Source organism: Lysobacter antibioticus (assembly GCF_000731095.1).
Classification (GTDB): Bacteria; Pseudomonadota; Gammaproteobacteria; order Xanthomonadales; family Xanthomonadaceae; genus Lysobacter; species Lysobacter antibioticus_B.
The window spans coordinates 28,039-41,190 of the sequence record NZ_JMTZ01000030.1 but is presented as its reverse complement, the minus strand read 5'-3'; the positions used below and the strand labels follow the sequence as shown (position 1 = coordinate 41,190).

The 13,152-nt window shown below is 67.0% G+C and carries 16 protein-coding genes; 9 read left to right on the top strand and 7 right to left on the bottom strand.

What is annotated here, in order from left to right; all coding sequences use genetic code 11:
* The first annotated feature begins 25 nt into the window (after nucleotides 1-25).
* From EX88_RS25240 to EX88_RS0110835, 3 genes are all read left to right on the top strand, one after another.
* A complete protein-coding gene (locus tag EX88_RS25240; RefSeq protein ID WP_152566218.1) occupies nucleotides 26-400 on the top strand; it encodes a hypothetical protein in 375 nt (124 codons plus the stop codon).
* Nucleotides 401-487: 87 nt separating this feature from the next.
* Nucleotides 488-1,393, top strand: a complete 906-nt coding sequence (locus EX88_RS0110840; protein ID WP_031372013.1) for a LysR family transcriptional regulator — start codon at nucleotides 488-490, stop codon at nucleotides 1,391-1,393.
* 160 nt (nucleotides 1,394-1,553) lie between these two features.
* Nucleotides 1,554-2,540, top strand: a complete 987-nt coding sequence (locus EX88_RS0110835) for a cyclase family protein (RefSeq protein ID WP_031372012.1) — start codon at nucleotides 1,554-1,556, stop codon at nucleotides 2,538-2,540.
* Between the two features lie 4 nt (nucleotides 2,541-2,544).
* Here the strand turns inward: EX88_RS0110835 and EX88_RS0110830 are convergent, their stop codons facing one another.
* Together EX88_RS0110830 and EX88_RS0110825 are read right to left on the bottom strand one after the other, a co-directional pair.
* Nucleotides 2,545-3,018: an SRPBCC family protein gene (locus EX88_RS0110830; RefSeq protein ID WP_031372011.1), complete on the bottom strand. Its 474-nt coding sequence runs from the start codon at nucleotides 3,016-3,018 to the stop codon at nucleotides 2,545-2,547.
* Nucleotides 3,015-3,263 (bottom strand): ArsR/SmtB family transcription factor, encoded by a 249-nt coding sequence (locus tag EX88_RS0110825; RefSeq protein ID WP_051884943.1) that lies wholly within the window; start codon nucleotides 3,261-3,263, stop codon nucleotides 3,015-3,017. Before EX88_RS0110825 ends, EX88_RS0110830 begins: the two co-directional genes overlap by 4 nt.
* Nucleotides 3,264-3,372: 109 nt before the next feature.
* On the opposite strand from EX88_RS0110825, the gene EX88_RS0110820 reads away from it, so the two are divergent.
* Entirely contained in the window at nucleotides 3,373-3,858 is a 486-nt protein-coding gene (locus EX88_RS0110820; RefSeq protein WP_031372009.1) for a hypothetical protein, read from the top strand.
* Nucleotides 3,859-3,962: 104 nt separating this feature from the next.
* Here the strand turns inward: EX88_RS0110820 and fabR are convergent, their stop codons facing one another.
* The gene (gene fabR, locus EX88_RS0110815; RefSeq protein WP_031372008.1) at nucleotides 3,963-4,631 is read right to left on the bottom strand and encodes an HTH-type transcriptional repressor FabR; all 669 of its coding nucleotides are present in this window, start codon (nucleotides 4,629-4,631) and stop codon (nucleotides 3,963-3,965) included.
* A gap of 97 nt (nucleotides 4,632-4,728) precedes the next feature.
* On the opposite strand from fabR, the gene EX88_RS0110810 reads away from it, so the two are divergent.
* Together EX88_RS0110810 and EX88_RS0110805 are read left to right on the top strand one after the other, a co-directional pair.
* On the top strand, nucleotides 4,729-5,835 hold the full coding sequence (locus EX88_RS0110810; protein WP_031372007.1) for a ferredoxin reductase: 1,107 nt from the start codon (nucleotides 4,729-4,731) through the stop codon (nucleotides 5,833-5,835).
* Nucleotides 5,836-5,842: 7 nt separating this feature from the next.
* Entirely contained in the window at nucleotides 5,843-6,991 is a 1,149-nt protein-coding gene (locus EX88_RS0110805) for a fatty acid desaturase family protein (RefSeq protein ID WP_031372006.1), read from the top strand.
* 390 nt (nucleotides 6,992-7,381) lie between these two features.
* Here EX88_RS0110805 and EX88_RS0110800 read toward each other — a convergent pair whose 3' ends face one another.
* On the bottom strand, nucleotides 7,382-8,086 hold the full coding sequence (locus tag EX88_RS0110800) for a glutathione S-transferase family protein (RefSeq protein WP_031372005.1): 705 nt from the start codon (nucleotides 8,084-8,086) through the stop codon (nucleotides 7,382-7,384).
* A gap of 120 nt (nucleotides 8,087-8,206) precedes the next feature.
* On the opposite strand from EX88_RS0110800, the gene EX88_RS0110795 reads away from it, so the two are divergent.
* On the top strand, nucleotides 8,207-9,097 hold the full coding sequence (locus EX88_RS0110795; RefSeq protein WP_031372004.1) for a LysR substrate-binding domain-containing protein: 891 nt from the start codon (nucleotides 8,207-8,209) through the stop codon (nucleotides 9,095-9,097).
* Nucleotides 9,098-9,117: 20 nt separating this feature from the next.
* Here EX88_RS0110795 and EX88_RS27335 read toward each other — a convergent pair whose 3' ends face one another.
* From EX88_RS27335 to EX88_RS0110785, 3 genes are all read right to left on the bottom strand, one after another.
* Nucleotides 9,118-9,531, bottom strand: coding sequence for a pyridoxal-phosphate dependent enzyme (locus EX88_RS27335; protein WP_051884941.1), 414 nt, complete (start codon nucleotides 9,529-9,531; stop codon nucleotides 9,118-9,120).
* On the bottom strand, nucleotides 9,453-10,223 hold the full coding sequence (locus EX88_RS27330; RefSeq protein ID WP_161786110.1) for a pyridoxal-phosphate dependent enzyme: 771 nt from the start codon (nucleotides 10,221-10,223) through the stop codon (nucleotides 9,453-9,455). Before EX88_RS27330 ends, EX88_RS27335 begins: the two co-directional genes overlap by 79 nt.
* Nucleotides 10,224-10,349: 126 nt before the next feature.
* A complete protein-coding gene (locus EX88_RS0110785; protein ID WP_031372003.1) occupies nucleotides 10,350-10,826 on the bottom strand; it encodes an Lrp/AsnC family transcriptional regulator in 477 nt (158 codons plus the stop codon).
* A 115-nt stretch (nucleotides 10,827-10,941) separates the two neighbouring features.
* Here EX88_RS0110785 and EX88_RS0110780 point away from each other — a divergent pair, with 115 nt between their 5' ends.
* Complete coding sequence (locus EX88_RS0110780; protein WP_036148585.1) at nucleotides 10,942-12,390, top strand: M20/M25/M40 family metallo-hydrolase; 1,449 nt, start codon at nucleotides 10,942-10,944, stop codon at nucleotides 12,388-12,390.
* Between the two features lie 80 nt (nucleotides 12,391-12,470).
* Nucleotides 12,471-13,088, top strand: a complete 618-nt coding sequence (locus EX88_RS0110775; protein WP_031372001.1) for a glutathione S-transferase family protein — start codon at nucleotides 12,471-12,473, stop codon at nucleotides 13,086-13,088.
* The last annotated feature ends 64 nt before the right edge of the window (nucleotides 13,089-13,152 follow it).

The following is a 13,152-nucleotide window of genomic DNA, read 5'->3' as shown; positions in this document are numbered from 1 at the left end:
GAGCTGATTGTTCGAAGAGGGTGGCATGAAACCAATCGCGATTTTTCTGGTTTTTATCCTTGCTGGCTGCGGGGGCGGTGGAAGTGCCTGCGGGCGCTATCAAGACTGCGACTATGAGGAGAGCGCTGCTTACGAATCACGGGACATAGGGGCCGAACCGGAGGATGTCGATGCCAGCGAAGTCGAGGAGCCGGTATTCGAAAACTGCACGGAGGATTGTTCCGGTCATGAAGCTGGATTCCAGTGGGCGCAAGACAACGATGTAACCGATGCGTCGGAATGTGGGGGGGATTCAAATTCGTTCCGCGAAGGATGCGAAAGTTTTTCCGAGGAGCGTGAGGCCTTGGCCCAGGAGCGGGAGGAAGAAGCGGCGGAAGCGCGAGACGAAGAAACGTATTAGTCGATTGGCCGCCACGACAGTTTCGTCTGGCCGGTCTGGCCGATGAGGCGGACAATGGCGGGTCCTCCGTTCTCAGTCTCGCCCTCCATGGATGCCTTCACCCTCATGCGTTCGTTCCGCCGCATCGTCGAGCTCGGCGGTCTGGCCAAGGCGGCCGAGGATCTCGGCGTTTCGCCGGCCGGGCTCAGCAAGCAGTTGCGTACGCTCGAAGCGCATCTGGGCGCGGTGTTGATCCAGCGCACCACGCGGCGCATGAGCCTGACCGAGACCGGCCAGGCTTATTTCCGCGAATGCGTGCGGCTGCTCGACGAGCTCGATGCGCTCGAGGCCTCGGTGCGCCAGCAATCGCAGCAGGTCGGCGGGCGCCTGCGGGTCAACGCGCCGGTGTCGTTCGCCTTGAGCACGCTGTCGCCCCTGGTGGCGGAGTTCCTGCTGCGTTACCCCGAGTTGACCCTGGACCTGACCCTGGAGGACCGATTGCTGGACGCGGTCGGCGAAGGCTTCGACGTGTCGATCCGGCTGCGCGCACAGCTGCAGGATTCATCGCTGATCGCGCGCCAACTCGGTTCGGTCCGCCAGATGCTGTGCGCGGCGCCGTCCTACCTGGCTCAGCATCCGCCGCTGGCGTCGCCCGACGAACTGCATCGGCATTCGCTGCTGCATTACAGCCTGGCCGAGCCGCCGGGCTTATGGCCCTTGCAAGGGCCGCAGGGGCCGGTGTCGGTGCAATGGCCGGCGCGGGCGACGGTCGGCAACAGCCTGGTGTTGCGCGATCTGCTGGTCGCAGGCCTCGGCATAGGCGCCTTGCCGTCGTTCCTGGCGGCGCCGGCGTTGGCCAGCGGCGCCTTGGTCGAGGTTTTGCCCGAGTACCGGTTCGCGCCGCGCCAGGTGTTCGCCGTGTACCCGACTTCGCGCCATCTGCAACCGAAGGTGCGCGCCTTCGTCGACTTCCTGGCCGAACGCCTGCCGGCTGCGCTCGCCGCGCATTCCTGACCCGCAGCGAAAACTGTCGCAACGCCGCAGCGCTGTTTCCTTCGCCGTGGCTTGCGCATCCTGGGGCCTGTTCCGTACCTTGCCGCGCTCGCCGAGCGCCGGTCCGTCGGTGCTTCCCTTCATGCGTCGGCCACAGCGCCGGCGCGCCTCAGGAGTCGAAATGAAACTGCGTAGCCTATTGCCGCGCCTGGGCCTGTTGGCCCTCGGTGCGATCGCCGCTCTGTCCGCCCACGCCGCCGAAGGCGTCGGCATCAGCCAGTGGGGGCCGGCCGACGAGATCGGCCGGCTCAACCTGATCACGCCCGAGTCGCGCGCGGCGATCCTGTCGCGGGTCGACGGCCGCAAGGCCTATGACCTGGCCACCGACTACTACATCGGCATGCCGAGCTGGCAGGCCGCGGGCGACCCGCACTATCAGTTCTGGATGACCCACACCCCGCGCGGCACCGTGGTCGACGACCCGATGGCCGTGGGCCGCGAGATGAACCACAGGGTCAGTTACACCGGCGCGGCGTTCTCGATGTACAGCCACAGCGGCACCCACATCGACGCGCTCAACCACTTCGGCCTGGACGGCAAGATCTGGAACGGTTTCAGCGCCGACGAGCATCTGGGCGATCGCGGCTGGAAGAAGACCGGTATCGAGAAATTCCCGCCCCTGATCGCGCGCGGCGTGCTGCTCGACGTGGCCGCGGCGCAGGGGCTGCCGATGCTGCCGGAGAACTACCGCATCACACGCCAGGACCTGCAGAACGCGCTGGCCAAGCAGAAGGTCCGCCTGCAGCGCGGCGACATCGTGTTGATCCGCACCGGGCGCATGCAGCGCTTCGGCGACGCGAGCGGCTACATGGCCAACCCGCCCGGACTGGGCCTGGATGCGGCCAAGTTCCTGGTCGAGGACGGCGGGGCGATGATCGTCGGCGCCGACAACCTGAGCCTGGAGACTTTCCCCTCGGAGGTCGCCGGCGACTACATCCCGGTGCATACCTATATGTTGGCCCAGCACGGCGTGCCGATCATGGAACTGGTCGCGCTGGAAGAACTGTCGCGCGATAAGGTCTACGAGTTCGCCTTCATCGGCGGGCCGCTGAAGATCCGCGGCGGCGATGCCGCGCCGCTGCGGCCGATCGCCTTGCCGCTGCGCTGAGGGTTCAGTGGGCGGCGGCCGGCTCGTGCAGCAACAGCGCGAGCCGGTCGAGCCCGAGTCCGGTGCCGCGGATGCGTTCCTCGCGGTCCTGGTAGCCGTCGAGGAACACCACTTGTTCGGTGAAGCGCATGCGCGTGCCGGCGCCGCCGGCTTCGAACTCGACCGTCGCCAGCGAGATCGACAAGTGGCGTTCGCCGACGTGCATGTCGTAGGCATAGACGATGCGTTGCTCGGGCACGATATCGAAGAATCGGGCCTGGAACAGGTGCACGATGCCGGCGGGCGTGACGACGCGGTTGAGTTCGTTGCCGCCCGGGCGGAGGTCGAGTTCGTAGCCGGCGTTGGCCATGTCGTCGTGGCAGACGAACCAGCGGCGTTTGGCGTCCGGGTCGGACCAGGCGCGGAAAGTGCGCGCCGGCGAGGCCGGGAACTCGCGTTCGATGACGAATTGGGTGTGGACGGTCGAGCGTGGGTTCATCGCAAATCTCCTGAGCCGGATTCGCCTTCGAGCAAATAGCGGGCGAGGGCATCGAACTGACGGTTCAATTGCGCCTTGCGGGCGGCGACCCAGGCTTCGACGTCGGCCAGCGCATCGGGTGCGATGCGGTAGGTGCGCACGCGCCCGACTTTTTCCGACACCACGATGCCGCCGGATTCGAGCACCGCCAAGTGCTTGACCACCGACGGCAGCGCCATCGCCAGCGGGCGCGCGAGTTCCGACACCGAAGCCGGAATTGTTTCCGGGGTGGCTTAGTGTTGGGCGGCTTTGACCTCACGAAGACTCCTTAGGGCCGGCCGACAATTGCCCATCAGCGAATGGAAGGACCCACCGATGGATCTCATGGCAGAAGGCGGTTCCAAGCCGTCGAAGGCGTGCGTGATCGCAGCAGGTCGTATCGCGACGCTTTGCGCTGCGGCGCTCGTCGTTGCCGGCTGCGGCGCATTCGATTCACGCCTGGAGTGGGAGTCCGGTGCGTATGCGGTGTTGTGGATCGACGAGCCTTCGAACAGCAAGCTGTCGTATCGGGTTCATCCCAACACGTCGGTTCCGGTCGTCGACGCCTGCGTCTCGGCGATCGCCGACAGTCCGCAATTCATCGGAGCGAGACAGCAGCCAAGTGCGCAAGATGCGGGCGAACGTTATTTCGTCGTACGCAAACAGGAGTTCGCGAGCGGCGTCTATCCGACGCCAAGCGTAGCCGGGCCGTTGTCAGCTGCCGAGTACGACGCGCTTGCGTCCAGATTGAAGTTGCCTGCGTTCGAGTCGGTAGGCATCCCGGGCGCGTGCGATCCGAAGGATGCAACTGGTCCGCAGTAGCGCCGTATCGAAATCGACGACCACGCACTCGCAGTGTGCCCAGGCCTCGCTGCCGACAACGTTCGAATCAACAAAGCGTCGGCTCGAAGCCGTTGCGTAGAGCGCTAATTTTCAGCGTTCGCCGCTTTCCCCACCGCCGCCATCGCCCGCGATCCCGCCAGGATGATCCGCACCATCGTGCTCATCTGTTCGATGAGTTCGTGGTCTTTCTCGCGCGGCATGTCCATCGCGGTGGCGCCCATGGCGAATACCAGGCGGGTGATCGAGCGCGCGACCAGGGCCGGTTCGTGCAGGGTGATCTTGTCGATCGCGGCCAGGCGGATCAGGTCGACGCGCAGTTCTTCCTCGAAGAACGACAGCTCGCGGTCGACCGCGCGCTTGAAGGCGTCCGAGCCGACCGTGCCCTCGCGCAACAACACATGCAGCAATTTGTCGTCGGCGCGTAACTGTTCCATGAAAGCCTCGATGGAACTGCGCACGATGCTGCGCCGGGTCGCGGCGCGGTGGCGCGCCTCGCCGACGATCTTGCGCAACGACTGGCCGGCCAGGTCGATCAGGGCCACGGCGAGTTCGTCGGTGTCGCGGAACTGGCGGTAGAAGCTGTTCGGCGCGATGCCGGCCTCGCGGGCGACCTCGCGCAGGCTCAGGCTCGACACGCTGCGGTGCGGCCCGATGAGTTTGAGCGCGGCGGCGATCAGGTCCTCGCGCGAAATCGTCGCCTTGCGGCCCGGGTGCGAATCGACATCTATGTCTGAATGGAGGCGTTGGCTCACGGGGCTGGCACCAGGACGATGGCGAACATGATACTCCCGGCACGGAATTAATATACGGTTGTGCACACATCTGTGCTCATATGTGTATAGTGCCGCCATGAACGCTGCTCTTCGTCCCTCCCGCGCCCGCCCGCACAGTCGCCTCAAGCGCCTGATTGCGCCGCTGGTGGCGCCGCAAGTCTTTGATTTCTGGGCCTCTCGCTTCCATCCGACCTGGAGCTGGGAGCGTCCGCTGGCGCGCATCGTCGCCCGCGAGGCTGCTTCGGCCGACGCGGTGACCCTGTTGCTGGTGCCGAACCGGCACTGGGCCGGCTGCCGGCCCGGCCAACATTTGATGATCGGTGCGCGCATCGACGGCGCCCTGGTGTCTCGCAGCTACAGCGCGGCGCAGGCGCATCGCGCCGACGGCCGCATCGCGATCACGGTCAAGGCGATCGAAGGCGGCAAGCTCAGCCGTTACCTGCACGAGCACGCGCAGGTCGGCGACGTCCTCGAAATCGGCGCGGCCTTCGGCGAGATGACCTTGCCCGAGCGCGCCGACGGCGCATGGTTGTTCCTGGCCGCCGGCAGCGGTATCACCCCCTTGATGTCGATGGTGCGCGAGCTGGCGGCGAAGGGCATGCCGGCCGAACTGACCCTGCTGTATTGGGCGCGCCGTCGCGAAGAGCTGTGCTTCGTCGATGAGCTGCGCGCGATCGCCGCCGAGCACCCCGGCTTCCGCGTGCGCTTTCTGCTGACCCGCCAGGAACCGCTGCATGCGGACGAAGCCGCGGGCCGCATCGATGCAGCCTTGTTGTCCGGATTAGTACCCGATCTGGTCTCGCGCCAGGTCTATGCCTGCGGCCCCGGCGGTTTCGTCGACAGTGCACGCGCGCTGTCGCAGACCCAGGCGCGCTCGTTCGCGGCCGAAGCCTTCACCCCGCCGCCGCGCACGCTCGACGAAAGCGGCACCGTCGAAGTCACCCTGGCGCGCAGCGGCCGCACCCTGCAACTGCCGCGCGGCCAATCGCTGCTGACCGCGCTCGAAGCCGAAGGCCTCAAGCTCGCGTCCGGCTGCCGCATGGGCCTGTGCAACACCTGCTCCTGCGGCAAGAGCTCAGGCAGCACTCGTCATCTGCACACCGGCGACGTCCAGGACGAACCGGTTTCCGCGCTGCGTCTGTGCGTGAACAGCGCCGGCAGCGACCTCGTCCTCGATCTGTGATCCGTCCATGACCCGTACTTTCCGCAATCGCGTGTTGACCCCGCAGGAACTCGACCGCTTCGGCGAAGAGCTCGACGCGCTGCGCGCGCGCACCGTCGCCCAGATCGGCGGCGTCGACGCCGCCTACATCCGCCGTGTCGTCGCATCGGTGCGCTACACAGGGTTGTTCGGTCGGTTGTTCCTGTATGTCGGCGCCCTGGGCCTGGCACTCGGCGGCGCATTCGTGACCTGGATGATGGTGCCGGCGTGGATCCTCGGCACCTTGCTGCTGGGCCTGTCGAAAATCCTCGAAAACATGGAAGTCGGCCACAACGTCATGCACGGCCAGTACGACTGGATGCGCGACCCGCACCTGGACGGCAAGACCTACGAGTGGGACATCGTCGCCACCGGCGACAACTGGCGCAGGACCCACAACTACCAGCACCACACTTGGACTAACGTGCGCGGCATGGACGACGACATCGGCTACGGCCTGTTGCGTCTGTTCCCCGAGCAACGCTGGCGGCCGTTCTATCTCGTCCAGCCGTTCATCGCCGTGGTGTTCGCGCTGCTGTTCGAGTGGGGCGTGGCGATACAGGATCTGCGCCTGGGCCGCTGGCTGACCGGCAAGACCAAGCACAAGGCGATGTGGCGCAAGTTCGTGCCGGTCGGCCGCAAGATCGGCAAGCAGATGCTCAAGGACTACGTGTTGTTTCCGCTGCTGGCCGGTCCGTTCTTCCTGCCGGTGCTGCTCGGCAACGTGGTCGCCAACGTGATGCGCAACCTGTGGACCTATACGGTGATCTTCTGCGGGCATTTCACCCACGACGCGGAAGTGTTCCCGAAGGAATCGGTGCGCAACGAATCGCGCGGCCATTGGTATCTGCGCCAGCTGCGCGGCTCGTCGAACCTCAGCGGCGGCAAGTGGATGGACCTGATGACCGGCAACCTCAGCCATCAGATCGAACACCATTTCTACCCCGACATCCCGGCCTGGCGTTACGCCGCGATCGCGGTGGAAGTGCGCGATATCTGCGGCCGCTACGGCCAGCATTACGACACCGGCTCCTTGCCGCGTCAGTTCGGCGAAGTGGTCTGGCGCATCCTGCGCCACGCCTGGCCGAGCCGCCCGCGCGGCCGCAGGGCGCTGGTGCGGGCCGAAGCGCAGGCTTGAGGCTGCGGCTGTCGGTCGACGCGGGTTTGTTTGCTGCGGCTATGGCCGCGGGAACCGCAACGACAGCAACAGCAACGACAGCAACAGCAACAGCAACAGCAAATCCCCCGCGCCCGCTGTGCGGTCGCCGCCCCCTTCTAAAAGGGGGCTACGGCATTAGCGGGGTGAGTGGGGTGCAGCTATCGCTGGAAGAAACCAGCGCTGGACAGCAAGGCGCGAGCTTCCGCCATCTAACTTCCAGAGCGGGCCAACCCAGCGAAGTCTAAGTTCCAGAGCGATTCGACCCACCGAGGTCGCCCCCCCCTTTGAAAAAGGGGGGCAGGGGGGATTTGCTCTGCACTCCGAAACAGCGGCAACGACTCTGCCGCCGTTGCCGCCAATCAATCCCCATCAAGCCGCGCGCTTCAACCCGGCCGCCGCTTCCAGGCCGATCTCGCCCTCGAAACCGCCGCTGCTCGTTGCCGGGCGTTGGTCTTCAATGGCATGGGCGAAGATCACCGCCGGGTCGGCTTCGAGCTTGTCGTACAGACGCTGCAGGTTCGGGTAATTGCGGCGGTCGACGACGGCGTGGTACTTGGTCCAGCGCGCGATGCCGATGAAGTAGGCGTCGGCCAAGGTGCGCTGTTCGCCGAGCAGCCAGGGCTTATCGCCCAGCATCTTTTCCAGTTCGGCATGCGCGCGCTCGACCTTGGCGCGGCCGTACTCGGTCAGCGCGGCTTTGGTGGCCGGGTCCACTTCGTGTTCCAGCACATGCCACAGCGAGCTGAAGGCATTGAAGAAGGTGGTGTTGAGGAAGGCGAGCATGCGGTTGAGCTCGTCGAACCCGCGGCTGCCCTGCTCGAAGGCGATGCCGCTGGCGACGGCGCGGGCGCCGATGTGGTTGAGGATCGCCATGCTCTCGACGACCACGTCGCCGTTCGCGCTCATCAGCGAGGGCGTCTCGCCGACCGGGTTGATCGCGCGGTAGGCGCCGGTGTGGATCATCTCGGGCATTTCGACCCGGACCAGGCGATAAGGCAGGCCGGACCATTCGAGGGCGACGATGGAGCCGAACGAGCAGCCGGACGGAACGCCGTAATAAAGGATCGGGGACATGAGTTTCTCCAGTGAGGGGTAGGCCCGACTTGCGGGGTGAGCTCACTGTATTTGTGTGGACTTTGGCTGTGTAGTCGGTCAAAAGTGGACGCAAAGTCTCTGTATGTGTACTTTGCCCGCATGCTGAATCTCAACGATCTGGTCCTGTTCGCCGCCGCGGTCGAGCACGGCGGCTTCGCCGCGGCATCGCGCCGGCTCGGCGTGCCCAAGTCGACGGTCAGCAAGCGCGTCGCCGCGCTTGAAGACGAACTCGGCGTGCGCCTGATCCATCGCACTTCGCGCAGCTTCACCCTCACCGAAACCGGCCGCGCTTTTCACGAGCATGCGCATGCGGCCTTGATCGAGACCGAAGCGGCGCAAGAAGTCGTGCGCAGCCGCGTCGCCGAGCCCAGCGGCAAGGTGCGCATCACCGCCGGCGTGCCGACCGCGCAGGACTATCTGGCGCCGCATTTGCCAGCGCTTGCGCGCGCCTATCCGCGCCTGCACGTGCAGCTCGACGTCACCGACCGTTTCGTCGACCTGGTGCAAGAGGGTTACGACATCGCTGTGCGCAGCCACTTCGCGCCCTTGCCGGACTCGGGCCTGATCCAGCGCCAGGCCCTGGTCGAATCGATCGTGTTGGTCGCCGCGCCGTCGTATCTGGCCGAGTGCGGTTGGCCTGCGACGCCGCAGGAATTGGTTGCCCACGATGCGCTGTTGACCGGGCAGTCGTCGGCCACGATGTGGAATCTGTCGAATGACGACGGCGACAGTGTCCAGGTCGCGCCGATCGCGCGGATGACCGCGAACGAGAGCCGGGTGCTGTCGACCGCGGCGGTGGCCGGGCTCGGCATCACCTGTTTGCCGGAGCGGATGTGCCGTGCCGAGCTCGACAGCGGTCGGCTGGTGCGGGTGCTGCCGGAGTGGATTGCCGGGCGCGTCGCCACGACCTTGGTGATGCCGCACCGGCGCGGGCAACTGCCCGGGGTGCGGGCGACGGTCGAGTTCCTGATCGATTGCCTGAAAGTTTGATCGATCCGGTATCGCCGGCGTCAGTCGCGAAGCGCGGCGTCGCCTTCGCTGATCACCAACAACACCCGGCTGTCGCCATCGAGCGCATGCGCCGCGCGCAGCGTGGGATCGGCCGAGGCGCGCAACAGGCCGGCGAGTCCCGCGGCACCGGATGCGGTGCTGTCCGGGCCGCCGGCCTCGCGCAGGGCAGCGATGGCATCGCGCAACATCGATTCGTCGACGCTCAAACCGCGTGCACCGTGACGCAGCAACACCGCCAATGCCGGCGCGGAGGCGAGCCCGCACGACAGCATCTCGGCGGAGGTGTGCAGATCGCCATCGACAGTCACCGGCTCGCCGGCTTCCAATGCACGCGTCACGCACGCGGCCGAGCCGGGTTCGACGACCACGATGCGGGCCGGCGCGCACAACTGCGAGCGCAGGCCGTCGGCCATCGCCGCGGCCAAGCCGCCGACGCCGGCCTGGACGAAGGCGTGGCTCGGCGGCCCGCCGCCGCGGCCAAGCCGCCGACGCCGGCCTGGACGAAGGCGTGGCTCGGCGGCCCGCCGGCGTGGTCGGGCCACTGCCCGGCGAGCTCGCGCGTCAGCAGGCCGTAACCGTGCATGACATCGGCGACGACGGTGTCGTCGGCATCGCCACTGGTGTCGGCGATCAACACGCCTTCGCCACGCCCGGCTGCGGTTGCCGCGACGAGCACGGCATCGTCATAGCTGCCGTCTACGCGGACGACGTCGCCGCCGAGCGCTTCGATGCGCGCGGCGCGGCGTTCGTCCACTGCGATGGGCAGATAGATCCTGGCGCGGGCGCCGACGCGTTGCGCGGCCGCGGCGACGGCGAGGCCATGATTGCCGTCGCTCGCGCATATCAATTTCATCGGCGCGGGGCCCTGCCGGCAGTGCCGTTGCAAGACATCCAGCGATTCGGCGCCGGTGGCGCGGGCGAGCGCGCGCAGGCCGGCGGTCATGCCGCCGAGCGACTTGAAGTTGCCGAGCGGGCGTTCGTTCTCGGCCTTGGCGAAAACATGGGCGACGCCGCAGCGGCGCGCGAGCGCCGGCAGTTCCAGCAAGCGGGTCGGGCGGTAGTCCGGCCACAGTTGCGCCGGGTCGATCATCCAGGGGGTGGTCATGGCGCCAGTGTGGCGGCGGCCGCGCGAGGGTGCGCCGCGAATCGGGGCGATGTTTGCGGCTAAACCGCGCATGCGCATCGGTGCGCGGCGAAAACGGGCGCGCCGGCGCTCAGCCGGGGCGCGCCTTCATTCCTCGTCGTCGAGCGCGACCGGAATCGTCAGGCCGCGCTTGACCAGGCTCAAGGCGACATTAGTGGTGAAACGCTTGATGTTGGGGTTCTCGCCGACCATGCGGATCATCAGTGCGTCGTAGCTTTCGGTGTCGGGTGCGGTCACCACCAGCACGAAATCGGCCTCGCCGGTGACGTAGAAGACCTGCTGCACCTGTTCCTCGCCGGCCAGCCACCGACGCAGCTGCGCCAATAATTCCGGGCGCTCGCGCTCGACCTGCAAGGCGACGATGAAGAAAGTCGGTTTGCCGACCTGCTTGGGGTCGACCACCGCCGCCTGGCGCACGATCACGCCCTGCTCGCGCATGCGCCGCAGGCGGCGCTGGATCGCCGACGGCGACAGCGCGACCTGTTCGGCGAGTTGCTCGGCGGTCTGGCCGGCGTCCTCCTGGACCAGGTTGAGCAATTGGCGGTCGAAGCGGTCTAGTTTCATGGTCCGGGCATCTTAGTGGGCGAGTCCGCCGAAAAACCGCAAGCGGCAGTGGCCGATCGCGGCGAAAGCGCGCGGCCGCGCCGCTAGCATTTTCGCCTCATCCCGAGGCGACGTCATGGATTTTCCGAAGCTGCAACTGTTCGTCGATCGTATCTGGCCGGCCGAGATCCTGCCGGCCTTGTGCGAGTACATCGCGATTCCCTGCGAGTCGCCGGCATTCGACCCCGACTGGGACGCGAACGGCCATATGCAGCGCGCGGTCGAGCTGATGACGGGCTGGGTGCGCGAGCGCCTGCGCGAGGTGGCGGGCGCGAGCGTGGAAGCGCTGCGCCTGCCCGGGCGTACGCCGCTGATCTTCATCGACCTGCCGGCGGTCGGCAGCGCCGGCGCGCCGGTGTTGATCTACGGCCATCTCGACAAACAGCCGCCGATGGCGGGCTGGGCGATGGGGCGCAGCGCCTGGGCGCCGAGCCTCGAAGGCGATCGCCTGTATGGCCGCGGCGGCGCCGACGACGGCTATGCGATGTTCGCTGCGATCGCCGCCGTGCTCGGTTTGCGCGAGCAAGGCCTGGCGCATCCGCGCTGCATGATCCTGATTGAGGCCAGCGAGGAATCCAGCAGCATCGATCTGCCGGCGTACATCGAGCATCTCGCGCCGCGTCTGGGCGTACCGGGCCTGCTCGTCGCCTTGGACGCCGGCTGCGGCAACTACGAGCAGTTGTGGACGACGACTTCCTTGCGCGGCCAAGTCGCCGGCACCCTGAGCGTGCGCGTGCTCGACGACGGCGTGCACTCCGGCGATGCCTCCGGCATCGTGCCGTCGAGTTTCCGTATTGCGCGGCGTTTGTTGTCGCGGCTCGAAGACGCCGACAGCGGCGAGGTCATCGCTGAGTTCCAGGCCGAGATTCCGCCGGCACGCCGTGCCCAGGCCGAGACCGCGGCGGCGGCCCTGGGCGAGGGATTGGTCGAGAGCTTCCCGTTCCATCGCGACACCCGGGCGGTCAGCGAACTGCCGGCCGAGCTCGCCCTCAACCGCGCGTGGCGCGCGCAACTGGCGATCACCGGTCTCGATGGCGTGCCGACGGTGGCCCAGGCCGCGGCGGTGATGCAGCCGTTCACCGCGCTCAAGCTCAGCCTGCGCCTGCCGCCGACGTTGGATCCGGTGGCTGCAGGACGACGCCTGAAAACCTTGCTGGAAGCCGACCCGCCGTATCGCAGCGAGGTCTCGTTCGCGATCGATTTCACCAGCCCGGGCTGGCATGCGCCCGCGGTCTCGCCCTGGCTCGAAACCAGCCTGGAGCGCGCCTCGCAACTCGCCTTCGGCCGGCCCAGCGCCTTGATCGGCGGTGGTGGCGGCATTCCGTTCCTGGCCATGCTCGGCGAGCGTTACCCGCAGGTGCAGTTCGTCGTCACCGGCGTGCTCGGGCCGCAGTCCAACGCACACGGGCCGAACGAATTCCTGCACCTGCCGAGCGCGCGCCGCATCACCGCGGTGGTCGCGCAACTGCTCCACGATGCCGGCGAGCCGCGCTTACCACCAGCTTCCGCAGCGTTTGCGGCGTAACGACGCCAAGCCGGTACGTGCACGCAGTCTTTTGTGCGCGCTGTCTTTCACTCACCTGGTCATCCCGTAAAGGCCTCCTCATGCAACTGCTCTATCAGACTCACTCGCCGTACGCGCGCAAGGCCCTCGTGTTCGCCCACGAAGCCGGCCTGGCCGGGCGCATCGAGGTCGTGCACCACGAGACCAGCCCGACCCTGCGCAACGAAGCGGTGTATGCGCAGAACCCGCTCGGCAAAGTACCGGTGCTGATCCGCGCCGGCGAGCCGGCGATCTTCGATTCCGACATCATCTGCGCCTATCTCGACACCCTGCACGACGGCCGGCCGCTGATTCCCGCGCAGGGCGAGGCGCGCTGGCATGCGCTGCGCTTGCAGGCGGTCGCGCAGGGCCTGGCCGACGCCGGCATCAAGGTGCGCTGGGAAACCGTGCGCCGTCCGGAAGCCTTGCGCTATCCGGCCTTGCGCGACGGCTATACCGAGAAACTGATCGAGAGCTACGACTGGCTGGAACAGGAGCTGGACGTCGATGCACCAGTCCACGTCGGCCACATTGCCGTCGCCACCGCGCTGAGCTGGCTCGAATTCCGCGAGTTGCCGGACTTCCGCGAGGGGCGCCCGCGCCTGGTCGCCTGGTTCGATGCGTTCGAGCAGCGCACCTCGATGCGCGCCACGCCCTTGTCCGGCGACACCCACGACTGAGCACCAGCCCCCATTGCGAAGCATGGTGGCCTACACCGCGCCGCGACTGCGTTCGATCAGGTAG